Origin of the sequence: Candidatus Sphingomonas phytovorans (genome assembly GCA_029202385.1) — a bacterium.
Classification (GTDB): Bacteria; Pseudomonadota; Alphaproteobacteria; order Sphingomonadales; family Sphingomonadaceae; genus Sphingomonas; species Sphingomonas phytovorans.
The window spans coordinates 3073906-3098398 of record CP119314.1 but is presented as its reverse complement, the minus strand read 5'-3'; the positions used below and the strand labels follow the sequence as shown (position 1 = coordinate 3098398).

The following is a 24493-nucleotide window of genomic DNA, read 5'->3' as shown; positions in this document are numbered from 1 at the left end:
ACGGCACGAGGCGGACGGCGCGAGGCGGGGGGCGACATGGCGAAAGACGAAACCACGGCGCCACCCGCCGCCGAGCGGCGATCGCACGGCGCGCTCGATCCGGTGATGATGATGCTGGCGGCGATGCTGCTGGCGATCGCGCTGACCTGGATCATCCCCTCGGGCAAGCATGACCGCGTTTCCGACAAGGACAATGCGCCGGTCATCGCCGGCACCTACAAGCAATTGCCCAAGCCGATCGGGCTTGACGGGCTTGTCCCCCGGGCGCGCGAACCCGGGGTGGCGCGCCCGGTCAGCCCGCTCGCCATGGCCACCGCCATCCCCGAAGGGCTGAAGCGCTCGGCACCCTTGATCTTCATGATCCTGATGCTCGGCGGGATGTTCGGCATCCTGCGGGCGAGCGGCGCGCTCGATGCCGGTATCCAGCGGCTGATCGGTGTGAGCCGGGGCGATGTGCGCATCCTGGTGCCGGTGCTGATGCTGGCCTTTTCCGCGGGCAGCACCTTTCTTGGCATGATCTCCGAATATCTGCTGCTGATTCCGGTGATGATCGCGCTGGCCGACCGCATGGGGCGCAGCCGCATGTTCGGCTTCGCGCTGCTCACGCTTGCCGCCAAGATCGGCTATCTCGCCTCCGTCACCAGCCCGGTCGCGTTGCTGATCGCCCAGCCGATCGTCGGGGTGCCGGTGTTCAGCGGCCTCGGCTTCCGCCTGACGATCTGGCTCGTCTTTCTCGGCATCGCCATGCTCGTCGTGCTGCGCGCCGGCCGGGTGACCCACGCACCGGCGCCGATCACGGTCGAGCATCTGTCGCCGCGCCATCTCGGCATCCTGCTCATCGCCGGTACGGCCATCGCCGCATTGGTCTATGGCTCGATCGTGCTTGGATGGGACGATGGCGAGTTCTCCGCCCTGTTCATCCTCGCGGCGGCCGGCATGGCGGCGATGGCGCGGATGCGTCCGGCCAAGGCGGCCCATCTCTTCGTCGACGGCATGAAGATGATGATGCTCGCCGCGTTGCTCGTCGGCATGGGCCGCGCGGTCGAGGTGATCCTGCGCGAAGGCCAGATCCTCGACACGATCATCGAGGCCGTGTCGGTGTGGATCCACGGCCTGCCGCCGGTGATCGTCGCGCCGATCGTGATGGGGGTGGAAATGGTCCTCACCCTGCTGATCCCGTCGACCTCGGCCAAGGCAGCGCTCAGCATCCCCGTGCTTGGGCCGATCGCCGCCTCGGCCGGCGTTTCGGGCCAGACGACGGTGCTCGCCTTCCTGCTCGGCAACGGGCTGGTCAACATGCTTGCGCCCACCTCGGGCATGCTGCTCGCCTATCTGGCGGCGGCGGGCATTCCTTATAACCAATGGTTCCGCTTCGCGTTGCCGGTCTTCCTGCTGTTCACCGCCCTGTCGGTGGCAGCGATGATGATCGCCGTCCTGATCGGATATTGATCGTGGTGACGACGATGACGACGAATGGGACGACAAAAGCGGCGACGGAATTGCGTGGCCTGATGGTGGCGATGCGCGATGGCGTCCGCCTAGCGACCGACGTCTATCTGCCCGAGGGCCATGTCGCGGGCGACCGGTTGCCGGTGCTGCTCGAACGTACGCCTTACGACCGGCAGGGTACCAACCATGGCGATTTCACCGTCGCCGATCCCGAACCGCGATCGAAGCCGGAGATCGCGCGGACCTTCGCCGCCGCCGGCTATGCCTATGTGTTGCAGGATTGCCGTGGCCGGTACGGCTCAGAAGGGACCTTCACCAAATATCTCAACGAGGCTGAGGACGGGGCGGACACGCTTGCCTGGCTGCGCGAACAGCCCTGGTGCGACGGCCGGATCGGCACGCTCGGCCTGTCCTATGGCGCGCATGTGCAGAGTGCGCTTGCCTGCCTCGACCCGCCCGGGCTTGGCGCGATGTTCCTTGATTCAGGCGGTTTCTCCAGCGCCTATCATGGCGGCGCGCGGCAGGGCGGGGCGTTCGAGCTGAAGCAGCTCACCTGGGCGCGCAAGCATGCACTGCTCGCGCCGGAGACCGAAGCCGACCCGAAGCGCAAGGCAGCGCTTGAGGCGGAGGATATCAATGACTGGATCGGCCGCCGCTGGTCGCGCGGCTATTCGCCGCTGAGCGCCGCGCCCGAATATGAGGATTATATCCTCGAACAATGGGACAATGACGCATTCTCGCCCTTCTGGCGGCGGCTCGGCATCTATGCGCGCGGCTGGTACGATCGCTATGCGGATGTGCCGATGGTACACATGTCGAGCTGGTACGACCCCTATTCCCAGACGGCGATCGACAATTTCACCGGCCTCGCGCCGATCAAGCGCGGTCCGGTCAAGCTGGTGCTCGGCCCATGGACTCACGGCCAGCGCTCGGCCTCTTATGCCGGCGATGTCGATTTCGGGACGGCCGCGCCGCTCGACGGCAATCTCGCGCCCGACTACGTCACGCTGCGCCGCGACTGGTTCGACCGGCATTTGCGCGGGCTCGATGCGCCCGAGCATCTGGCAGCCCCGGTCCATATCTTCGTGATGGGCGGCGGCAGCGGCCGGCGCACCGCCGACGGCCGGCTCGACCATGGCGGCTGCTGGCGCGCCGAGAGCGCCTGGCCGCTTGCCGATACGGTGCCGACCAGCCTGTACCTGACGGCGGATCGCCGCCTCTCGGTGATGCCGCCCGAGGACAGGCGCGCGCCGCTGTCCTATGATGCCGATCCGGCGAACCCGGTGCCGACGCTGGGCGGGGCGATCACCTCGGGCGCGCCGGTGATGTTCGCCGGCGCCTATGACCAGGGTGCCAGCGCGGGGCGCGCCGATGTTTTGCTGTTCGAGACCGAACCGCTGGCGGAGGATGTCGAGGTCACCGGATCGGTCGTCGCGCATCTCCATGTCAGGTCGTCGGCGGTCGACACCGACTTCACCATCAAGCTGATCGACGTCTATCCGCCGAGCGTCGATTACCCGCGAGGCTTTGCGATGAACCTCGCCCATGGCATCCTGCGCACGCGGTTCCGGAATTCCTTCGAGAACCCCGAGCCGATGGAGCCCGGTGCGATCCATGCCATTGCCGTGCCCAGCTTTCCGACGAGCAACCTGTTCCGCCTGGGGCATCGTATCCGCGTCGAGATCGCCAGCAGCAACTTCCCGCATTTCGACGTCAATCCGAATGTCGACTGGCGCGTGCCTGGCGCCGTGCCGCAGGTCGCGCGCAACAGCGTTCATGTCGACCGCGACCATCCCTCGCGCATCGAGCTGCCGGTCATTCCGCGGCGCGGCTGAGGTGCCGCGATGACGCGCGTCGGCCGGATCGCCAGCGACGCGATCGGCCTGCGCGCGCTGCGCAGCTTTGCCGAGATCATCCGGACCGGATCGGCCACCGCCGCCGGGCGCAACCTCGGCATGACCCAGCCGGCGGTCAGCCGGATCATCGCGCAGCTTGAAAGCACCGTCGGGTTCGAGCTGTTCTACCGCGATCGCGGGCGGCTGGTGCCGACCAAGGACGCCCTGCTGCTGGCGGAAGAGGTCGAGCTGGCGCTGGCCGGGATGGAGCGCGTCAGCAGCCTGGTCCGCGATATCGCCATTTCCGCCACCGGCGAACTGCGCGTCGTCGCGCCGCCCAGCTTTGCCGAGGGGCTGCTGCCCGACATGGTCGCCGGGTTCATCGCGCAGAATCCGGGCGTGCGCTTCAACCTGGATTCACGCACGATCGACACGACCAAGGCGCTGATCGCCACCCGCGTGGTCGATTGCGGCTTCATGAAACTGCCGATCGACGAGCCGGATCTCGAGGCTGAGACGATGGTGTCGAGCGGGTCGGTCTGCGTCATGGCGGAGGGACATCCGCTGGCCGCGCATGACCTGCTTACCCCGACCGAACTGCACGGCCATTCGCTGATCCTGCTTGGATCGGGCCGCCAATGGCGCGCCCAGGTCGATCGCGCCTTTGCCGATTACGGCCTGCGCCCGACCGTCGCGATCGAGACCCATACGCATGGCTCGGCCTGCGCGCTGGCGGCGCGCGGCGTGGGTATCGCGATCGTCAACGCGCTGCTGGCGCGGCGCTATATCCGCGCGCCTTTGCTCGCCCGCCCCTTCGCGCCGCCGATCATCCACGAATACGCCTTCGTCACCTCGGTCCTGTCGCGCCCGTCCCGCCTGACGATCGAGTTCCGCGACGAGGCGCGGCGGTATCTGGCGGCGCTTACGTCATAGGGACGAAAGACGTCTTTCCGTTGGTGTCGACCCATGTCGAGACAGGGCGGGACACAGGTTTCTCGACTACGCTCGAAACGAACGGTGTTGGGTGTTTGGCATGGCTGAAACCACCGGAGAGCGTGGCACGGAACCGCGTTGAGAGCGCAGTCCTGTTACGCGCCTCTTACCTTCTCCAGCAAGGCTGCCGCCGCCGCAGTCTCAGCTTCCTGCTTTGAACTACCCGTCGCGCTCGCCTCGGCCAGCGCGCCGATCGAGGCCTTCACGGTGAAGCGCGGCGCGTGGTGCGGGCCGGAGCGTTCGATCACCTCATAGGCCGGCGTGCGGCGGTTGTTCGCCGCCGCCCATTCCTGCAGCGCCGATTTCGGATGCTGCGGTGCGGCCGATCCCTGGGTCTTGACCCGGTCGCCCCATGCCTTGCGGATTGCCTTGCGCGCTGGCTCGAGCCCGGCATCGAGATAAAGGGCGCCGATCAGCGCCTCCATCACGTCGCCAAGCACATTGTCGCTGTCGGCCGCGCCGTCGTCGCGGGCCTGCTTGCCGAGCTTGAGCTGGGTGCTGACGCCGATGTCACGCGCGACGTCGGCACAGACGGCGCCTGTCACCAGCGCGTTCAGCCGCTTCGACAGGGCACCCTCGGGTTCGTCTGGGAAGGTCTCGAACAGCCATTCGGCCATGGCGAGGCCGAGCACGCGGTCGCCGAGGAATTCAAGCCGCTCGTAGTTCGCCGCCGCCTGGCTGCCGTGAGTCAGCGCGCGTTCGTATCCGGCCAGGTCGCGGGGCTGATGACCGAAACTTTCCCTGATCCAGTCGGAGAGATCATTCCTGGCTTTCTGCCCGCTCAAAAGCCTTCCCCGATCCTCGACCAGCGCGCGGCGGAGAACCAGGTCCAGGGCAGGAACCAGTTGGCCGTGCCGTCAGTGGAGAAGAAGGTGACGACTGCCTTGCCCTCGATCCGGTCCATCGGGACATAGCCCATGCCTGCCGGCGGATCGAACCGGCTGTCGCCGCTGTCGTCGCGATTGTCGCCCATGACGAAGACGGTGCCGGTCGGTACCGAATAGACCTGGGTTTCGTCAGCGGCGGCATTATCGCCTCGGTCGAGCACCATATAGGACTTGCCGTTGGGCAGCGTCTCGCGGAACTGCTTGTAGCGGCAGATCTGCTTGCCGTCGGCGCCATTGTCGAGGAAGTCGGAGGGGCATTCGGTGCCAGCCGGGTAATTGGGCGTGATCGGCAGGGTGAAGTCGGCCACGCGCTCCTTGGGAATCGCGGTGCCGTTCAGGATAAGCTGGCCGTGGCGCATCTGGACGGTGTCGCCGGGCAGGCCGATCACCCGCTTGATCACATCATGGTCGCCTTGCGGCGCGCGGAACACCACGACATCGCCCCGCGCCGGATCGCGCCCGAAGATTCGCCCCGGGATCAGCGGCAGGCTGAGCGGCAGGGAGTGGCGCGAATAGCCGTAGTTCCATTTCGACACGAACAGATAGTCGCCGATGTACAGCCTGGGCAGCATCGATTGCGACGGAATGTTGAACGGGGAGAAGAGGAAGCTGCGGAAGATCAGCACCGCGAGGATCAGCTTCACCAGGAAGATGATCGTGTCGCGCGTCTCCGACCGCGGCTTGGGCGGCTTGACGGTCGCGCCGGGGGCGGGCTCGGATGCGGGCATGTCTTGGGTATCGGCCATGCGCGGCGGTTTGCGGTGGCTGGGGCGGGGCGTCAAGCCGTCGCGAGCCAAGGTGTGCGGCGGGACAAACGGGAGCGGGGTAAAAGGGGGCCGGTCGCGCCTGGCCGACCATCGCCCGACACGTCCGTGGTGCCGGATGATTGCAGGTTCGAGGTGGCATATTGGCCGATGCGCGCCTACCTGTCGCCCACGACTAGCGGAGATTTTCCATGCCTGCCGACTGGACCTCGATAGAAGCCCTGCCCTCGCCCCGACTCGAGGCGCTGTTCGCCGACGAGCCGGACCGGCTGAAGAAGCTCAGCCTCGATGTCGCCGGCCTGCATTTCGACTGGTCCAAGACTCATCTGACCGCGGGCGCGATCGCCGCGTTCGAGGCGCTGGCCAGGGCGCAGGACCTTGCCGGCAAGCGCGAGGCGCTGTTCGCGGGCGAGATCGTCAACCTCACCGAGGGCCGCGCCGCGACCCACACCGCCGAGCGGGGGGAAGGCAAGCCGGAGGATGTCAGCCTCGCAAAGACCTTCCATGCCCGGATGCGCGCGCTGATCGACGCGATCGAGGCGGAAGCGCTCGGGCCGATCCGCCATGTCCTTCACGTCGGCATCGGCGGATCGGCGCTTGGGCCCCATTTGCTGGTCGATGCGCTTGGCCGCGAATCCGGCCGGTACGACACGGCGATCGTCTCCAATGTCGACGGCGTCGCGCTCGAGGAGGCGTTTGCCCGGTTCGATCCCGCGGCGACCCTGCTCGTTGTCGCTTCCAAGACCTTCACCACCACCGAGACAATGCTCAACGCGGAAAGCGTGCTCGAATGGATGGAGGAGGGCGGTGTCGAGGACCCCTATGGCCGGGTCGTCGCGCTGACCGCCTCGCCCGACAAGGCGGTCGAATGGGGCGTCGACGAAACGCGCGTGCTGCCGTTCATGGAAAGCGTCGGCGGGCGCTATTCGCTCTGGTCGTCGATCGGCTTTCCCGCCGCGCTCGCGCTTGGCTGGGATTGTTTCGAGCAGCTGCTCGACGGCGCGGCCGAGATGGACCGGCATTTCCGCCTCGCCTCGCTGAGCGAGAATGCCCCGGCGCTCGCTGCCTTTGCCGACCTCTATTACACGCAGGTCCGCCATGCCGAGACACGCGCGACCTTTGCCTATGACGAAAGGCTGCGACTTCTGCCCTCCTATCTCCAGCAGCTCGAGATGGAATCGAACGGCAAGGGCGTGACGGTCGACGGCAAGCCGCTTGGCCGGCCGAGCGCGGCGATCACCTGGGGCGGGGTTGGGACCGACGCTCAGCATGCGGTGTTCCAGCTTCTCCACCAGGGCACGCATCTCGTGCCGGTCGAGTTCGTCGCGGTGATCGAGCCGGGCGACAGCCTGGCCGAGGACCATCATCGCCAGCTGCTGCTCAACGCTTTCGCTCAGGGGGCGGCACTGATGAAGGGCCGCGCCAACGACAAGGACCCGGCGCGCAGCTATTCGGGCGACCGGCCCAGTTCGACCATCCTGCTCGACGTGCTCGACGCCCGCACGCTCGGCGCGCTGATCGCCTTTTACGAGCACCGCGTGTTCGTGAATGCGACGCTGCTCGGCATCAACCCGTTCGACCAGTTCGGGGTTGAGCTCGGCAAGGAAATGGCGAAGGCCGCCGGGGAAGGCGGGCAGACATTCGATGTCTCGACCGAGGATCTGATCAGGCGCGCATTCGGCGAATGATGTCGTCATGCCGGGCTCGTTCCGGCATCCACCGTGCCGCAGCCTGTGGCGATGATTGTTGAACCGTGGACCCCGGCAAATCCGGGGTGACGAGGAAAGAAGAACAGATGGCAAGCTATGACTACGACCTTTTCGTCATTGGCGCGGGTTCCGGCGGGGTGCGCGCGTCGCGCGTCGCGGCGGCGCATGGCGCGAAGGTCGCGGTGGCCGAGGAATATCGCGTTGGGGGCACCTGCGTGATCCGCGGCTGCGTGCCCAAGAAGCTGCTCATCTACGGCGCGCACTTCGCCGAGGACCTGGCGGATGCGCGCCGCTTCGGCTGGAACGTCCCCGACTGCGACTTCGACTGGAAGGTGCTGATCAAGAATGTACTCGACGAGGTCGACCGGATCAACGGTGCCTATACCGACACGCTGAACAACAATGGCGTCGAGATCATCCAGGAGCGTGCGACGATCACCGGGCCGCACGGCATCCGGCTCGCGAGCGGGCGCGAGGTGACCGCGAAGACGATCCTGGTCGCGGTAGGCGCAACGCCGTCGGTGCCGAAATGCCCGGGCCACGAACATGGCATCACCTCGAACGAGGCGTTCCACCTCGAGAGCATCCCGAAGCGCATCCTGATCGCTGGCGCCGGCTATATCGCCAACGAGTTCGCCGGCATCTTCCACCAGTTCGGTGCGCATGTGACGCTGATCAACCGCACCGACGTGATCCTGCGCGGCTATGACGAGCAGATCCGCGACCGGCTGCTCCAGATTTCGATGATGAAGGGGATCGAGTTCCGCTTCCACGCCGATTTCCAGGGTATCGAGAAGCTGAAGGACGGCAGCCTGAAGGTCAGCATGTCAGGGCATGAGCCGATCGTGGTCGATTGCGTGATGTTCGCCACCGGGCGCGACCCCAACACGGCGGATCTCGGGCTCGAAACGGCCGGCGTCGAGCTGGATGCGAAGGGCGCGATCGTGGTCGATGACGACAACCGTTCGACCTGCGCCAGCATCTATGCGGTCGGCGATGTCACGAACCGGATCCAGCTCACCCCGATCGCGATCCGCGAGGGCCAGGCTTTTGCGGACACGATGTTCGGCAACAAGCCGACCCGGGTCGATTACGAGAATGTCCCCTCGGCCGTGTTCAGCCATCCGCCGATTGCCGGCGTCGGTCTCACCGAGGGGCAGGCGAAGGCGAAGTTCGGCTCAGCCAAGGTCTATACCTCGGATTTCCGCCCGATGAAGAACGTGCTGGCGGGGCGCAACGAACGCTCGCTCTACAAGATGGTCTGCGACAGCGAGACCGACAAGATCCTCGGCCTGCACATGATCGGTCCCGACGTGCCGGAGATCCTGCAGGCGGCGGCGATCGCGGTGAAGGCCGGGCTGACCAAGGCGGCGTTCGACCAGACGGTCGCGCTGCATCCGACCATGGCGGAGGAACTGGTGCTGCTGCGCTAGTTGTCGCCAAAATCCTTCACCATTCGATGAACGTGGACCGCAGCATCCGCGTCCGACGGCTGAGTCTCAGCCGGCCGCCGCGCGTTGTCGCCGCACCGCGAATGTCGCCAGTGCCGGCCCCAATATCACGCAGGCGAAGAAGCGCAGCGCCTGCAGCGCCATGACATAGGGCACGTCGACTTTGGTCGAGGCGGCGATGATCGCGACTGAATCCATGCCGCCCGGGCTGGTGGCCAAATAGGCGGTGATCGGGTCGATCCCGCCGAAATGCGACAGCAGCGCGCCGATTCCGGCCGAGATCGCGATCAGCAGCAGGATCGATGCCAGGATGCGGGGCAGGGCGCGGGCGGCCGCGTTCACGATATCGCGGGTGAAATGCAGCCCGATCCGCCAGCCGACGATTGCGTAGCTCGCCGCGAGCAGCCAGCCCGGCAGGTCGAACCGCACCAGCCCGGCGACGTTGAGCGCCGAGCCGAGCAGCAGCGCGCCGATCATCGGCCCGGCCGGCAGCTTCAGCCTGACGCCCAGCCAGGCGCCCGCCGCGGCGATCGCCAGCGTTTCGGCAAAGGCGACCGGGTCGATCGGCGGGAACCAGTCGGCGGTCGGGCTTTCCATTCCGCCATGCGCGCCGACCAGCGCGGCGACGACGGATGCAGCCCCGGCGACGCATGCCACGCGGCTATAGGTCATCACCGCGACCAGCCGCCATTCCGCGCCATAGGATTGCGCCATCAGCACCATCGCCGCCGCGCCGCCGGGCATGCAGCCCCATATGGCGACACTGCCCGGCAGCCAGCCGAGCCGCCCGATCAGCAGACCGATGCCGACGCCGGCGGAAAGCGTCGCGGCGGTGACCGCGAGGAAGACCGGCCAATGCTCGATCACCGTGCCGATGGTGCCGGCGTTGAACGATCCGGCGATCAGCAGGCCGACAAACGCCTGCGCCGCCTGGAAGGACAGGGGCGGGACCGTGACGCCCTGGCCCCGGATCGCAAGCAGGATCGCCGCGATCATCGGGCCGAGCAGCAGACCGGCTGGCAGCCTGAACGCCTCGAACACTCCCGCGAACGCCGCCGACAGGCCAAGCAGCAACGCCCAGCGAACCAGCGGCGGACGCGCCCCGGCCTCAGCCATGCCGGCCGATCGGCACGGGGGTGGACTGGAGCGAAGGCATGCGGGCCTCATATGCGGGGGGACTGACGCGGCCCCTCTCGCGCCGGCCGTGGCGCTTGTCCAGCCGGTTCGGGTTCTGCCCCGGCGACGCGCTGCTTCAGCTTGCCGTCGACCGTACCGAGCCTATCGCCCGCTGCGCCGATCTGCGTTACCTCCCGCCAATGAGCCGAACCGCACATGGAACCGTGTCCGACTTGCGTGGAGACGCGCTACGTCACGAGGCCATGGGCGATGTGGAACGGGCGATCGAAGCGGCCCTGGCTTCCCTTGCAGCCGCACCCGGGGATGCTCATGCCAAGCAGCTTGTGGCCGGCCTGCTTGCCCTTCCGCACAAGCCGCTGGCGTCGAAGCATCAATCGGTTCTGCTGGCGCTCCTCACTGACCCTGATGTGAATCCGCGCGAGATCGAACGCGCAGGCTGGAAAATGCTGGCCGCTTCCGATCGGATACCCTGCACCGGTTCCGATATGGCAGTCGCCTCCCAGGCGCTTGAGCAGGACGCATTCATTTGTGCCTTGTTGTCGGAAACCCAGGTCACCCTCGCCGAGATCGAGCGCCCGCTGGGATCGGTTCGCAGATGGATGTTATTGTCCGGCCGATGGCGCGAATTCCCGCACCTTGCCGCGGCGCTGGTCGATCAGGCGCGCCACAATGGGGGGGCGTGGCCGTTCGACTCGGAGGAGCGAATGCGTCTTGGCCAGGCCGAGGCGGCGCCGTTCGTGGCGGCCTATCTCCCGCCTCGCCCGGCAGTGCCGGGAAGCCCGGTACCTTGTGAATCGTCGGTGACCGCCGAGGTCGCGGCGCAATATGACCAATGGCCCTATCCTGTCTGGCAACGTGCTGCGGCCGGGACCGGCCAGTCCTTCCGGAAGGTCATCGGCTCGCTCGGACCCGATGCACCACAGGACATGCCTGAAGATGCGGAAGTCCTGGTGGCGGGATGCGCGACGGGCAAGGACCCGATCAGCCTGGCGCGTCGCTTTCCCGGTCTCAGGATAACCGCCATCGATATCAGCGCGGGCGCGATCGCTCTCGCCACCGCTCGAAAGGCGGAAAGCGGCGTCCATAATGTCGATTTCCGGCAGCTCGACATCTACAATGTCGGGTCGCTGAACAGGCAGTTCGATTTCATTGTTTCATCTGGTGTCCTGCACCATCTTCCCGACCCGGAGCTTGGCTGGGCGAGGCTGGCTGAAACGCTGCGGCCCGGCGGGGCGATGCGCCTTATGCTGTACAGCAAATTCGCGCGGCTCCCGGTCCAGGCTGCGCGGCGCAACATCGAGCATCTGCTTTCAGGCGCGACCATCGACGACGATCTGCTACGGGCGGTCCGTGTCCATTTTCTGGAGCGCCCGCCCGGGCCGATAACGCATTCTCCCGATTTCTATCATCTGGCCGGGGTGCACGACATGTTGCTGCACAGGCATGAGGATTCGTTCGACGTACCGCGTATTCGCGAGGCGATCGAAAAGCTGAAGCTCCAACTGCTCGGGTTCGTTCTTCCGACCGCGGCCAGGAGGGCGCGCTATCGCACCGATAATCCCGACGACCCCTGGTTCCGCGACTATGACAAGTGGTTGCGCCTGGAAACGCGCGAGCCCCATCTGTTCAGTTTGATGTACGACTTCTGGTGTCTCAAACCTGCCTGAGAGCTGTCGCTTCCCCCCTTTCCTTGCGGAAAGGGGGGCTCCCCGGAAGGGGGACGGCTTACCAGATATGTACGCGCTGTTCGGGCGGCAGGTACATCTTGTCGCCGGGCTTCACGTCGAACGCCGCGTACCAGGCGTCGACGTTGCGGACGATGCCGTTGACCCGGTAATAAGGCGGGCTGTGCGGATCGGTCAGCAGCCGCTGCAGTGCTGCGCCCTCGCGCACCTTTGTCTGCCACGCCTGGGCAAAAGCGAGGAAGAAGCGCTGATCGCCCGTCAGGCCGCCGATCACCGGCGCCGGACCATGGACCGCGAGATATTTGTGATAGGCGGCATAGGCGGTCTCAAGCCCGCCGAGATCGCCGATATTCTCGCCCATCGTCAGCGCGCCCTTGATGTGCGTACCCTTCACCGGCTCATAGGCGTCATATTGCTTGCCGAGCGCGGCGGTGCGCTTTTCAAACGCTGTCTTCGATGCGGGCGTCCACCAATTGGCAAATTTGCCGGTGCCGTCGAACTGGCTGCCCTGGTCGTCGAAGCCGTGGCCGATCTCATGGCCGATGACCGCGCCGATCGCGCCATAATTCACCGCCGGATCCGCCTTGGGATCGAAGAAGGGCGGCTGGAGGATCGCCGCCGGGAAGGTGATCTGGTTCAGCAGCGGGTTGTAATAGGCATTCACCGTCTGCGGCGTCATTTCCCACAGCGACCGGTCGACCGGCTTGCCGAGGCGCGAAAGCTGCAGATTCCAGTCGAACTCGCTCGACCGGATCGCATTGCCGAGAAGATCGCCCCGATCGACCTTGAGCGATGCATAGTCGATATAATGCACCGGATGGCCGATCCGTGGCTCGAACGCGGTGAGCTTCGCGACCGCGGCTTTCTTGGTCGCGTCGTCCATCCAGGCACTGCCCTTCAGCCGTTCCTCAAGCGCGGCGCGCAGATTGACGATCAGCTCGGCCATTTTGGCCTCGCTCTCCGGCGGGAAATGCCGCGCGACATAGATCTGTCCGACCGCTTCGCCGAGCGCGCCATTGACGAGCTGAACGCCGCGCTTCCACCGGGCGCGCTGCTGCTTCACGTCATTCAGCGTCTTGGAGTAGAAGTCGAAGCGTGCGTCGTCGAAGGCCTTTGGCAGGTAGGTCGCGTGGTCGCTGACGAAGCGGAACGCCATCCAGTCCTTCCAGGTTTCGAGCGGAACGGTGTCAAGCAGTTTACCCGCGCCGGTGATCGCGGTGGTCTGCGTCATGATCACGGTGGGGAAGCCCTTGAGGCCTGCCGTCGCGAGCATCGCATCCCAGTCGAACTGGGGGGCGAGTGCCTTCATCTGCGCCCGGTCCATCGGGTTATAGATCGCCTTCATGTCGCGCGAGCGCTCGGGCGTCCATTGCTCGGTCGCCAGCGCGGTTTCGAGCGCGATGATCCGATCGGCCTTGGCAGCGGCATCCGGGATGCCGGCCATTTCCTGCATATGGATCACATAGTCGCGATAGGCCTTGCGGAAGGCGACATATTTCGCGTCCGGCAGCAGGTAATAATCGCGGCCGCCCATGCCGAGACCGCTCTGTCCGGCGGCGAGGGTATAGCGCGTCGGATCCGCGAAATCGGGCAGCGGCTCGATATCGACCGGGCTGGCATAGCCGATCGTGGAGAACAGGGTCTCCAGTCCGGCGCGGTCCTTCACCCCGGCGATCTTTGCGAGATAGGGCTTGAGCGGCGCGGTGCCGCGTGCCTCGACCCCGGCCTCGTCCATCCAGCTCGCGTAGAAATCGCCGATCTGTTTGCCCTTCACGCCATATTCGGCGGGGTTCTTCGCCAGATCGCTGACGATATCGCGCACCTGCGCCTCAGCCTCGTCAACCAGCAATACGGACGGGCCGGCAGAGGTCCGATCGGCTGCGATCTCGGTGCGCTTGTCCCAGGCGCCGTTCGCATGAGTCCAGAAATCGTCGCCCGGCTTCACCGTCTTGTCGGCAGCGGTCAGGTCGACCCCGAACGTGCCGAAGCGCGGACCGGCGGGGGCCTGCTGCGAAAAAGCAGGAAGGGCAATGGCGAGGGCGGCGGCAGCCGCTGACAGACGAACGAGGACAGAGACGCGCACGGGCAACCCCTAAATATGAGTGTATTGCCGCTGGATAGCAGTGCGCCTGAGGGGTCGCAATCTCGATGTAATATTATTTCACGCGGTTCGCGACCAGATCGTCGACCACCGCGGGATCAGCCAGCGTGCTGGTATCGCCGAGGCTGGATACGTCGCCCTCGGCGATCTTGCGCAGGATTCGGCGCATGATCTTGCCGGAGCGGGTCTTGGGCAGGCCCGGCGCGAACTGAAGCGCGTCGGGCGCGGCGATCGGGCCGATTTCGGTGCGGACCCATTTGACGAGGTCCTTGCGCAGCTCGTCCGAGGCCGTCTCGCCGGAGTTGAGCGTGACATAGGCGTAGATGCCCTGGCCCTTGATATCGTGCGGCATGCCGACCACCGCTGCCTCGGCGACCTTGGGGTGAAGCACCAGCGCCGATTCCACCTCGGCGGTGCCCATGCGGTGGCCCGACACGTTGATCACGTCGTCCACCCGACCGGTGATCCACCAGTAACCGTCCTCATCGCGGCGTGCACCGTCGCCAGTGAAATACTTGCCCGGATAGGTGGTGAAATAGGTCTGGAAGAAGCGGTGATGATCGCCCCACACCGTGCGCATCTGCCCTGGCCAGCTCCTCGCGATGACGAGGTTGCCCTCGGTCGCGCCGTTCAGCACGGTACCCTCGGTATCGACAAGCTGCGGGTCGACGCCCGGCATCGGCCTGGTCGCGCTGCCCGGCTTGAGGTCGGTCGCGCCCGGCATCGGGGCGATCATCGCGCCGCCGGTCTCGGTCTGCCACCAGGTGTCGATGATCGGGCAGCGGCCCTCGCCGACCACCTCGTGATACCAGCGCCAGGCCTCGGGATTGATCGGCTCGCCGACCGTGCCGAGCAGCTTCAGCGACGCACGGCTGGTCTTCGTGACATAATCGTCGCCTTCCTTCATGAGCGCGCGCAGCGCCGTTGGGGCGGTGAAGATGGTGTGGACCTTGTGCCGGTCGACCACCTGCCAGATCCGGCTTGCGTCGGGCCAGGTCGGCAGGCCTTCGAACATCAGGGTCGTCGCGCCGTTCGCAAGTGGACCGTAGAGGATATAGCTGTGGCCGGTGACCCAGCCGATATCGGCGGCGCACCACCACACGTCGCCCGGCCGGTAATCGAAGGCGAGCTCGTGCGTCAGGCTCGCCCAGAGCAGATAGCCGCCGCTGCTGTGGAGCACGCCCTTGGGTTGGCCGGTCGAGCCGGAGGTGTAGAGGATGAACAGCGGATCCTCAGCGCTCATCACTTCGGGCGGGCAGGTGTCGCTCACGTCGCGCGCCGCCTTGTGATACCAGACGTCGCGACCCTCGCGCATCGTCACGTCGCCACCGGTCGCCCGCACGACGATCACGGTCTTCAGCGCCGGTGCGCGTTCGGCGGCGGCATCGACATTGGCCTTGAGCGGGATTCGTTTGCCACCGCGCCGGCCTTCGTCGGCGGTGACGACAAAGGCGCTGTCGCAATCGGTGATGCGGCCCGCCAGTGCCTCAGGCGAGAAGCCACCGAACACTACTGAATGGATCGCGCCGATCCGAGCGCAGGCAAGGATCGCGAACGCCGCCTCAGGGATCATCGGCATGTAGATGGTGACCCGGTCGCCTTTCTTCGCGCCCTGTGCCTTAAGCACGTTGGCGAAACGGCAGACCTCGGCATGGAGTTCGCGATAGGTGAAGCGGCGGGGCTCCTCCTTCGGCTCGTCGGGTTCCCAGATCAGCGCGGTCTGGTCGCCACGCTTCGCCAGATGCCGGTCGAGGCAGTTTGCCGCGACGTTCAGCTTGCCGTCGGCAAACCACTGGATGTGGAAATCCTTCTCGCCGAACGACCAGTCGCCGGCGATCTCGGGCCGCTTGATCCAGTCGAGCCGCCGCGCCTGCTCAAGCCAGAAGCTGCCGGGATCGGCCAGGGAGCGGCCATAGAGCGTCTCATATCCGTCCGCGTCGAAGCGCGCGCGCTTCGCCCATTCGGGTGGTACGGGATAGAGCGTCTGATCGGACATGGCGTTCTCCTGCGCGCTCTCTTTGCCGGGGGGCGAAGCGATTGCAAGCCCGGCTTGGCGCGACTTCCGTTTCAATGTAAAACCCGTTCGAACGACGGTGGAGTGCGGCGATGACGGGCACGATCCTGGTGACGGGCGGCAGCGGCTATATTGCCGGATATCTGATCCGCGAGCTGGCGAGCAAGGGGTGGACGATCAACGCCACCGTTCGCTCGCTGAAGCGTGAGGCGGAAGTGCGCGCTGCGCTCGGCGTGCCCGAAGCGTCGGTTCGTTTCTTCGCCGCCGACCTGATGGACGATGCCGGCTGGGCCGAGGCGGTCGCCGGGTGCAGCCATGTCGCGCACGTCGCCTCGCCCTTTCCCCCGAATGCCGTCAGCCATGAGGACGAGCTGATCGTGCCGGCGCGGGAAGGCGCGCTGCGGGCGCTGCGCTTCGCGTCGGCGGCGGGGGTGAAGCGGTTCGTGATGACCTCTTCCGTGGCGGCCATTGCCTATGGCCGTCAGGGAATCGACCGGCCCTATACCGAGGCCGACTGGACCGATGTGACCGCGCCGGGCCTGGGCGCCTATGTCAAATCCAAGACGATCGCGGAGCGCGCGGCGCGGGATTGGGTGGCAATGAATGGCGGCGCGATGGAGTTCTGCACGGTCAACCCGTCCGCTGTGCTGGGGCCGTTGATGAGCGACGATTTCTCCGCCTCGATCGAATTCGTGAAGCGCCTGATCGACGGATCGATGCCGGGTTTCCCGCGCCTCGGCTTCGCGGTGGTCGACGTGCGCGATCTCGCCGACCTGCATGTTCGCGCGCTGACCGCGCCGGGAATGGCGAACGAGCGCTTCATCGGCGCCGGGCCATTCATGATGATGCGGGAGGTCGGGGAGATATTGCGCGAGCGGCTCGGTTCCGAGGCGCGCAAGGTGCCGAAGCGGGGGATTCCGGATGTCGTGATCAGGCTGATGGCCCTGTTCGATTCGAGTATCAGGCAGGTCACCGGGGAGCTGGGCAGGAGCCGGGCGGTCGATTCGGGCCACTCGCTTGCGACGCTTGGCTGGAAAACCCGGCCGGCGGCGGACTCGATCGTCGACACCGCGCGAAGCCTGATCGACCGCGGCATCGTCAAGGTCTGATCAGGCCGCATTCTCGATGAGGAAGCGGTCGCGCCACGCGCGCGACTGGTCGTCGGCCTGACGCTTGAGCCGGGTGGCATGGGTTGGCCGGTCCGGCGCCTCCACTCCCAGAAACGGGAACAGCGCCGCGACGTCGCCCTGCGCCACATCCTCATAGAACAGGCGCAGCGGATCGATCGCGTGGCGGGCGAAGAAGCTTTCCCATTGACGGCGATTTTCTCCGATCACCTCGATGGCGTCGGCGATCGCGGCGCCGCTATAGGCCAGTGGTGGCGGCGGGAGGGTCCGATGGGACGACCAGATGTTGGTCTCCATCGCCCGTACCAGCGATATCGCCTGCATGACGGTATCGCGTCGGTCGAGGAAGACGAGCCTGATCGGTCCCGTCATCGCCTCGATCGGCTCGAGGCCCTGTCCTTCGATGCGGGTATAGCGCCTGATGTCATGGTGGAGGCCAGCGAACTGCGACCACATCAGCTTGCAGCCGAACACCCCGTTGGGCGTCGAGCAGAAACGGAAGAAGTCGTAGAAATAGGAAAGATGGCTGGCATGGCCGTGATGGCCGGACCATGTCGCCTCATCTTCCGGCAGGCCATATTCCTGCGGATAGCCGACCGACCCGAGCCTCGCCAGCATGTCGCAGAGCAGGAAGCTGCCCGTGCGGGGCAGTGCCGCGATGATGTAGCCCCGGCTGATGCCGTACATCCTTCAGATCCAGCTGGTGAGGGCGAAGCGCCGGTCGGCGAAGCAGGCGGTGGGTAACGCCACCGGCAGGATCTCGTGCAGGGTGTTCGACGGGAAGATCGCCGCGACATTGTGGCGCGGCGCGATGGTCTGCACCGGGCCGAAGCGTTGCCGCGCCGTATTCTGAAAACCGTGCAGGGTGAGCTCGCCACCGGCAAACCGGCAGGGAAAACGATGAAGATAGACGACGATGGTGAACGTCCGGTGCGCGACGGGCGCGGCGCCGTCATCGCGGTGCGGGCCGAACCAGTCACCGTCACCGCTCGCGGCGAGCTCGGATTCCTCGACCGCCGCCGTCACGATCCGGTCGCCGAAGCGTGCGCGAAGCGCGTCGCCGTGCCTAAGGGCGATCCTGGCCACCAGGTCGCGATGCGCCTCGTGCTGCGCCAGCGTCTTCGCGCTGCGATGCCGTCCGGCATGCAGTTGCAGGTGTGTCGACAAGGTCAGCGCATCGCCGAACATCGCCTCGCTGGCGATCGCGAAGGCGAGCAGCGCCGCCGCATCGGCTTCGGGCAGCGCGTCGGGCAGGACGAGTGCCGGGGGGGCGGGCATCGCCTCGGCCATTGGCCGCGCCGGATAGGCCGATCTGCGGAGGTCGCTCACCAGTAGAGGTTCCAGCGGCCGGCGATGCGCAAGGCGTGCCCTTGCAGCGTAATCCGGCGATCGTCGCCATGGATGGTGCCGGGCGACGATATCCGGTGAAGCCACAGCCCGCGATGAATCAGCAATCGCCCGACCGAATAGGGATGATAGGCAAGGGTCCGGCGTCGGGCCATGTCGTCGAGCGTCGCGACTCGGCCGGCCTTGAACGCCCGGTCGAAATCCTCGACCGTGACGTCCCACAGGTCGAGGCCGCTGCCTTCCGCCGGCAGTTCGAGCGCCAGCGTGAACGATACCGGATCGTCCTCGACCGGGCCGGGCGGGAGGCGCAGGCTTTCATACTGGATATCGAAATGCCGGCCGCTTTTCCCGGCGCCAAGGATGCCGCTGCCCAGGAAGATGTGGAACCCGGGAATGGCAAGCCCGTCGGCCAGCACCGCCTCCCCCTGCAATTCGACGGACAGCCGGTCGAGCAGGGAGGTGTAGAGATCGCCGAACAGCGCCATCAGGTCGCCGTTCGCGGCGTCGATCCTGCCGTAATAGTTGCGGTCCGGATCGGCGTCCGGCGGGCACGCGTCGAGATAGCTTGCCCGCCCAAGCGTGAAGAAGGTCGAATCGCCGCGCGGGCTGCGGTCGATCCAATTGTGCCGGTTGCCGGCCACGCGTTCGACCACGGAGCGGCAGCCTTCGGCATCGAGCAAATCGGTGACGGCGATCATCGCCGCACCTCGGTCAGCAGCGCGACGAGCGCGGCGGTGATGCTGCCGTCCAGCCGCTTGTCGTAGGAATTATAGCCGGGCATCGGATTGGCTTCGAGGAGCCAATATTGCCCGTCCCGGTCGACCTTGAAATCCCAGCCGGAAAAGATCAGTCCCATGTCGCGCGCCGTGCGCGTCATGCGTTCGGTCAGCGCATCCGGCAGCGTGACCGGGGCATAGGTCGCCTCGCCATCGATACGATAGTCGGTCGCCTCGCTGTCGATGCGCAGCGCGAGCACGGTATCGCCGACGACATGGGCACGCACGTCGGCGCCCTCCACCCGTCGCTGCAGGTGGACCGGCCCGCTTTCCGGCCGGAAAGTCGCGAAGTCGTCCGGCGTCACGCCCCAGCAATCGGCACGGGCGCCGGAAATGGTCTTCACGATCGACGGCGCTCGGGCAAAGGCGGACAATGTCGCTGCGTCGGAGCTGGTGAGTGACGGGGGCACCAGGAAACCGCTGCGCGCCAGCAGCGCCTCGTGCAGCGGCTTCGACCCATTGTCCTGGAAATGGCCCGGCCGGTTGATGACGATCGCCTCGCCGATGCTTTCAAGCCACGCGTTCAGGGCCTGGACCATCGACTGCCACGACAGGCTGTCGCGCCGCGACTCGACTACCGACGACAGGTCGATCGGGCGGACATAATATCGGCCGCGGGCGGGCAGGTGCCGCTCCGTCCCGCCGTCACGCCAGATCGCGTCCTGGCCGGGCAGCGGGAACATCCAGTCGGCCAGCGCCAGATCATGCAGGTCGACAAGTTCCACCTCGGTGCCGCTTGCCCGGCATTGCGCCACGAAATGGCGGATGGTCGGATCAGTGCCCAGGCCGATCGCGATGATCATCGGGTCAGGTGCGCGACGGCGGCGGCGGCAAACGCGTCCCAGGCGAAATCGATGTCCTCGCGGTGCGGCCATGGCGTGATGCGCGCGAGATAAGGGTCGCTCAGATCCTCCGACAGCGCCCAGATGACGAGCGCCATGTCGAGCCCGAGCCGATCGGCCAGCGTCACGCTGTCCGCCGACAGGTCATAGCCGGCGACCTGCTGTCCGCTCCGGCACCAGGCGTCCCGGCCAAGCACCAGCACGACCTCATATTGCTCCCCCGGCCTGACATGGCGTCCGCGTTGCGGCCCGGGATAGGCAGCATGCTGATCATGGCTCAGCGGTTCAAGGGAATCGGGCGATTTGAAATACCAGCCCGTGTCGCGTTGCGGCCATGTCGCGCCTTGCAGGAATATCTCCATGCGATCGGTAGGCAGGCCGCCGCGCAACTCGTTCACCGAGGCCGACAGGCTGCAACCGCCGCCAAAGCCCATCGGCCCCGGGCGACCGAGTACCGGTGCGCTACTCAGCGCGCCGATCGCCCACAGCGCCGCCAGCGCCTCGCCCTGCAGGAAGCGCGCATCGGCGCTTTGCGTCGCTGACAGGCGTGGCGCGCGGATGACCATCGGCACGCGCGGCACGACCGTCGCATCGCCATCCCGCACCATGACCGAGAAGCGTCGTGCCGCTGTTGTCGCATCGAGGCGAACCGGGGTCCGGCCGGCCGCTGAAATCGGGCCGGCCAGCGCGTCGGCGAAACTGTCGCCCGGTTCGCTCACGATCAGCACTGCATTGTCAAGGGCGTCGTGCGCTTCCCCGGCGTCAGAACAGCTGGACACTCTTGACGAACCCCCGGACGGCGTTGGCCTGCTGCTGCGCAACCCGGTTCATCAGCGTCCAGTTCAGCACCTCCACCTCGCCGAAGCGGCTGAACGGGTCCGATGCCTCGCTTCCCGCCATCTTGCCGCCGTCGGAGGTCTCCTTGCCGGCTTCCTTGGAATCCTTGGATTCCTTGCCCTCCTTGCCTTCCTTGGAGTCTTTCTGCTCCTTGCCTTCCTTGCTCTCCTTGCCTTTGGGGAATTTGGGCGGCTGCCAGGGAGAAAAGACAGTTTCGTCGGCGACCTCGATGCCGCCAAGGCTGACGGCGATGCCGTCCATGCCGCCATTCTTGCCGTCGAGCTTGGCCTTTTCCGGGGCGCGGATTCCGTTGGCGACGGCGTCGTTAACCGCGCTGTCGAACGCGCGGATACGGGTTCCCGCGAGTTGCGCCAGCAGGTCGTGGCGATGCGTCGCGCCGATGAACGGGGTGGGCTCTGACTGTTCGTTGGACATTGTTTCGCTCCTTATTTCACGAGCAGAAGTTTAAGCAGCGAGCCAATGTTGATGCCGTCGATCACCAGCCCATCGACATCGCAATTCTTCAATTGCACGGCGCGCAGCGAGCAATTCTCAATGACGGCGCCGTCGAATTCGCAGGCGCTGAAATGGGCGCTTTCGAAATTGCTGCGATGAAAGGCGGAGTTGAAGAAGCTTGACGCTCCGAAAATGGAGTGCCCCGCCGTGATGTTGCTGAAGGTAGAGCTGGTTGCATCCTGTGCAATGCAGATCATATTGGGGGATAATAAAGGTTTTTGCCGGGTGTCGCTTTTTTGCATTCGAGCCTCCGCTGCCTCTGCGTGCAGAGGCGATTGTTTGGCGCGGCCCGAATCGTCAGATCTACAAGCGGGTGATCTGTTGCGCGCCCAATGCCACAGGCGGATGACTGGAGTCCAGACTGTCAGGACACTCGTAGGTGCCTGTACGGGCTGACAATTTGCACCATAGTGGTTTTAATCATGTACGCGGTTCGATAGACTGTGGGATCGTCAGTCCTTGACCGGGCCGCCTCGTCCGGCGATCGCCGAGAGCAGGATGCCGGCGACGATGAACGCCATGCCCCAGAAGTGGAAGGCGTGGAGTGCCTCGCCGAGCAGAAGGGCGGCGAGCAGGGCGCCGAACAGTGGCATCAGCGCGATCATCTGTCCGGCCCGGCCAGCGCCGAGCGTGCCGACCGCTCGATTGTAGAGCGAATAAGCGATCAGCGACGGCAGCACCGCGACATAGGCGAAGGCGCCGATCGTCGAGGGACGCCAGGTGACCGAGGCGCCGTTCAACCATTCCTGCGCCGCCAGCGGCAGCATGGTGAGCGTGGCGATGACGAAGGTGGCCGCGAGGAAGCTCAGCGGATCGACATCGGGCCTGAGCCGCAGCAATACGGTATAAAGCGACCACGCCACGATCGCGCAGAGGATCAGCAAGTCCCCCGTGCCGAGCTGGAGATGGAGCAGGGTCGCGAGGTCGCCCCGCGAGACGACCCAGCCTACGCCGATCGTCGAGGCGATGACGCCGAGAACCTGAAGCAACGCCGCCCGTTCACGAAAGATCAGGCGTGCGAACAGCACGACCATTGCCGGGATACCTGCCTGGATCAGCATCGAATTGGTCGCGGTGGTGTGGCGCAGGCCGGAATAGAGGAAGGCGTTGAACGCGGCGACGCCGAGCAGCCCGAGGACCAGCACGATCCGCCAGTTCGCGCGCAGCACGGGCGCATCGGCGCGCAGCCGTTGCCAGGCGAACGGCATCAGGATCGCGGTAGCCCCGGCCCAGCGCACCAGCGCGAGGGTGAAAGGCGGGATATCATCGCGCACGGCGCGCCCGACGATCGCGTTCCCGGCCCAGAACAACATGACGATGGCGAGGAAGAAATAGGCGTTGAGAGTGGCGCGCGAGGTCGGGGCGGGGTTGTCTTGCATGCTGTCTTTTCCGCCCGGTCGTGAAGGGTGAGCGGGTTACCGCACGCTGGGCGGTTCGGCCAGCCATGGCGGCCGGAGTCGCTTTTTCGTGCTTTGCCTGGACGACATCCATCCAACGCCGTTCGTTTCGAGCGAAGTCGAGAAACCTGCGCTGCGGCCAGTCAAAATGTCTCGACTTCGCTCGACACGAACGGAAACAGGGGAACGGATTTCGAAGCGCTAGACCACCCGGTATGGCACCGTCCCGCGGAGATCGGGGTCGACCGCGATGTCGCGGTCGGCTGGCGGGAAGGCGCGCTGGTCGCAATCGTCGCGCGGGCAGAGCCGGCAGGAAATGCCGATCGGGATCGGTGGCGCCGTCCGGTCGAGCGCATCGGCATAGACGAAGTCGGCGGCATGCTCCGCTTCGCAGCCGAGCGTTACTGCGTAGCGGCGCGGGCTGCGGGTGAAGCTGCCCGATGGCTTCACCAGGCCCTTCGCCATCGAGACATAGCGCACGCCGTCGGGCGTCTCGGCATGCTGCACCACGATCCGGTCGGGGATGGCGACTGCTTCGTGCACGATCCACAACGGGCAGGCGCCGCCGAAGCGGGCGAATTGCAGTCGTGTCGCCGAATGCCGCTTGGTGATGTTGCCGGCCATGTCGACCCGGCAGAAATAGAAGGGGATCCCCTCGGCCCCCGAGCGCTGCAACGTGGAGAGGCGGTGGCAGGCCTGTTCGAAACTGACGCCGAAGCGGCGGCACAGGCGGTCGATATCGTGGCGCATCTGGCGCGCGGTGGAGCGAAAGCGGCCATAGGGCATGGTGAGCGCGCCGGCGGCATAATTGGCAAGGCCGATGCGCAGCAGGTTGCGCGCCTCCGAACTTGATACCGACGCGCCGTCGACGATCTCCTGGATCGTGCCGGCGAACTCGATCGCGACGAGCTGGTGCGCGATCAGGAAGCGGCGGCTCTCGGGCGGCATCGCGCCGTTGAGCGACAACGTGCCGCGCTGCCGGTCGAGCGCGCGGAGCGGCGCCGCCTCGTCGGGCGCCGCGACGATGGCGATGCCGTGGGTGGCGAGCCGTGCGATGAACGCCGTCTCGTCGGGCCCCAGTTCCTCCGCCAGCGATTCGGCCGCGCGGTCGAGCGGATCGACATAGTTGCCGGCGAAATGGAACCAGTCGCGCACCGCCTCCCACGGCATGCGGGCCCCCGCGCCGGAGATGCCCGAGGTCATGCTCTCCTCGACCATCTGAAGCCGCTCCTCGGCGGCGCGGACGGCGGCGTGCAGCGTGATGATCCGGTCGGCGATCTCGGGCCGTTCCTCGGCGAGCCGCTCGATCGCCTCGGGCGGTGGTGCCGGGGGAAGGAGCGGGTCGGCCAGTGCCGCGGCCAGGCCGCTCAGGCGCATGGCCGGCGCCTCGCTTTCGATCAGCGCGCCGGGGTGGCGGCGGCGCAGGGCGGCGGTCACCGAGGGGGTGAGGGGGCGATCGCCGCTTTCGAGCTGTGAAAGATAGCTGACCGAAATGCCGAGCCGCGCCGCCATCGCCGCCTGGTTGAGCCCGGCGCTCCGCCGAAGGGCGCGGAGCTGTTCTCCGGCATAGAGGCGCGGGGTGCGGGGCATGCTGCTTATCCTGCTTCCCCGGCAAAGGCCGGGATC

21 protein-coding genes are annotated in these 24493 nt (G+C 66.3%); 7 read left to right on the top strand and 14 right to left on the bottom strand.

The genetic code is table 11. The features are described 5' to 3' along the window. Nucleotides 1–36: 36 nt before the first annotated feature. From P0Y59_14210 to P0Y59_14200, 3 genes are read left to right on the top strand one after another with little or no spacing between them, the layout of a single operon-like run. Nucleotides 37–1449 carry a YfcC family protein gene (locus P0Y59_14210; GenBank protein ID WEJ98104.1) on the top strand — a complete coding sequence of 471 codons (1413 nt, stop codon included), beginning with the start codon at nucleotides 37–39 and terminating at the stop codon, nucleotides 1447–1449. A gap of 14 nt (nucleotides 1450–1463) precedes the next feature. Then, on the top strand, nucleotides 1464–3284 hold the full coding sequence (locus tag P0Y59_14205) for a CocE/NonD family hydrolase (protein WEJ98103.1): 1821 nt from the start codon (nucleotides 1464–1466) through the stop codon (nucleotides 3282–3284). A gap of 9 nt (nucleotides 3285–3293) precedes the next feature. Then, on the top strand, nucleotides 3294–4217 hold the full coding sequence (locus P0Y59_14200; GenBank protein ID WEJ98102.1) for a LysR family transcriptional regulator: 924 nt from the start codon (nucleotides 3294–3296) through the stop codon (nucleotides 4215–4217). Nucleotides 4218–4372: 155 nt separating this feature from the next. On the opposite strand, the gene rnc is transcribed toward P0Y59_14200, so the two are convergent. Then, nucleotides 4373–5062: a ribonuclease III gene (rnc, locus tag P0Y59_14195; protein ID WEJ98101.1), complete on the bottom strand. Its 690-nt coding sequence runs from the start codon at nucleotides 5060–5062 to the stop codon at nucleotides 4373–4375. Then, nucleotides 5059–5892 (bottom strand): signal peptidase I, encoded by an 834-nt coding sequence (gene lepB, locus P0Y59_14190; protein ID WEK02580.1) that lies wholly within the window; start codon nucleotides 5890–5892, stop codon nucleotides 5059–5061. The genes rnc and lepB overlap by 4 nt, the downstream gene beginning before the upstream one ends. 227 nt (nucleotides 5893–6119) lie before the next feature. Between lepB and pgi the strand changes: the two genes are divergently transcribed. Continuing rightward, nucleotides 6120–7616 (top strand): glucose-6-phosphate isomerase, encoded by a 1497-nt coding sequence (pgi, locus tag P0Y59_14185; GenBank protein WEJ98100.1) that lies wholly within the window; start codon nucleotides 6120–6122, stop codon nucleotides 7614–7616. A 107-nt stretch (nucleotides 7617–7723) separates the two neighbouring features. After that, nucleotides 7724–9070 carry a glutathione-disulfide reductase gene (gor, locus tag P0Y59_14180; protein ID WEJ98099.1) on the top strand — a complete coding sequence of 449 codons (1347 nt, stop codon included), beginning with the start codon at nucleotides 7724–7726 and terminating at the stop codon, nucleotides 9068–9070. A gap of 66 nt (nucleotides 9071–9136) precedes the next feature. Here gor and P0Y59_14175 read toward each other — a convergent pair whose 3' ends face one another. Then, a complete protein-coding gene (locus P0Y59_14175) occupies nucleotides 9137–10204 on the bottom strand; it encodes an AbrB family transcriptional regulator (GenBank protein ID WEJ98098.1) in 1068 nt (355 codons plus the stop codon). Between the two features lie 200 nt (nucleotides 10205–10404). On the opposite strand from P0Y59_14175, the gene P0Y59_14170 reads away from it, so the two are divergent. After that, nucleotides 10405–11892, top strand: a complete 1488-nt coding sequence (locus P0Y59_14170) for a class I SAM-dependent methyltransferase (GenBank protein WEJ98097.1) — start codon at nucleotides 10405–10407, stop codon at nucleotides 11890–11892. Between the two features lie 58 nt (nucleotides 11893–11950). Here the strand turns inward: P0Y59_14170 and P0Y59_14165 are convergent, their stop codons facing one another. Further along, nucleotides 11951–13993, bottom strand: coding sequence for a M13 family metallopeptidase (locus tag P0Y59_14165; protein WEJ98096.1), 2043 nt, complete (start codon nucleotides 13991–13993; stop codon nucleotides 11951–11953). A 73-nt stretch (nucleotides 13994–14066) separates the two neighbouring features. Further along, nucleotides 14067–16007: an acetate--CoA ligase gene (acs, locus tag P0Y59_14160; protein WEJ98095.1), complete on the bottom strand. Its 1941-nt coding sequence runs from the start codon at nucleotides 16005–16007 to the stop codon at nucleotides 14067–14069. Between the two features lie 110 nt (nucleotides 16008–16117). On the opposite strand from acs, the gene P0Y59_14155 reads away from it, so the two are divergent. Continuing rightward, on the top strand, nucleotides 16118–17134 hold the full coding sequence (locus P0Y59_14155; protein WEJ98094.1) for an aldehyde reductase: 1017 nt from the start codon (nucleotides 16118–16120) through the stop codon (nucleotides 17132–17134). Here the strand turns inward: P0Y59_14155 and P0Y59_14150 are convergent, their stop codons facing one another. The 9 genes from P0Y59_14150 to P0Y59_14110 form a co-directional block, all read right to left on the bottom strand. Continuing rightward, nucleotides 17135–17839, bottom strand: a complete 705-nt coding sequence (locus P0Y59_14150; protein WEJ98093.1) for a Stf0 family sulfotransferase — start codon at nucleotides 17837–17839, stop codon at nucleotides 17135–17137. A gap of 3 nt (nucleotides 17840–17842) precedes the next feature. After that, a complete protein-coding gene (locus P0Y59_14145; GenBank protein WEJ98092.1) occupies nucleotides 17843–18481 on the bottom strand; it encodes a 2OG-Fe(II) oxygenase in 639 nt (212 codons plus the stop codon). Beyond that, nucleotides 18478–19197 carry a hypothetical protein gene (locus tag P0Y59_14140; protein ID WEJ98091.1) on the bottom strand — a complete coding sequence of 240 codons (720 nt, stop codon included), beginning with the start codon at nucleotides 19195–19197 and terminating at the stop codon, nucleotides 18478–18480. The genes P0Y59_14145 and P0Y59_14140 overlap by 4 nt, the downstream gene beginning before the upstream one ends. Further along, entirely contained in the window at nucleotides 19194–20078 is an 885-nt protein-coding gene (locus P0Y59_14135; protein WEJ98090.1) for a hypothetical protein, read from the bottom strand. The genes P0Y59_14140 and P0Y59_14135 overlap by 4 nt, the downstream gene beginning before the upstream one ends. Beyond that, a complete protein-coding gene (locus P0Y59_14130; protein WEJ98089.1) occupies nucleotides 20075–20896 on the bottom strand; it encodes a hypothetical protein in 822 nt (273 codons plus the stop codon). Before P0Y59_14130 ends, P0Y59_14135 begins: the two co-directional genes overlap by 4 nt. Continuing rightward, entirely contained in the window at nucleotides 20880–21389 is a 510-nt protein-coding gene (locus tag P0Y59_14125) for a hypothetical protein (GenBank protein WEJ98088.1), read from the bottom strand. The genes P0Y59_14130 and P0Y59_14125 overlap by 17 nt, the downstream gene beginning before the upstream one ends. A gap of 11 nt (nucleotides 21390–21400) precedes the next feature. Further along, complete coding sequence (locus P0Y59_14120) at nucleotides 21401–21712, bottom strand: pentapeptide repeat-containing protein (GenBank protein ID WEJ98087.1); 312 nt, start codon at nucleotides 21710–21712, stop codon at nucleotides 21401–21403. A 210-nt stretch (nucleotides 21713–21922) separates the two neighbouring features. Further along, nucleotides 21923–22849, bottom strand: coding sequence for a DMT family transporter (locus P0Y59_14115; GenBank protein ID WEJ98086.1), 927 nt, complete (start codon nucleotides 22847–22849; stop codon nucleotides 21923–21925). A gap of 219 nt (nucleotides 22850–23068) precedes the next feature. Then, a complete protein-coding gene (locus P0Y59_14110; protein ID WEJ98085.1) occupies nucleotides 23069–24457 on the bottom strand; it encodes a short-chain fatty acyl-CoA regulator family protein in 1389 nt (462 codons plus the stop codon). Nucleotides 24458–24493: the final 36 nt, after the last annotated feature.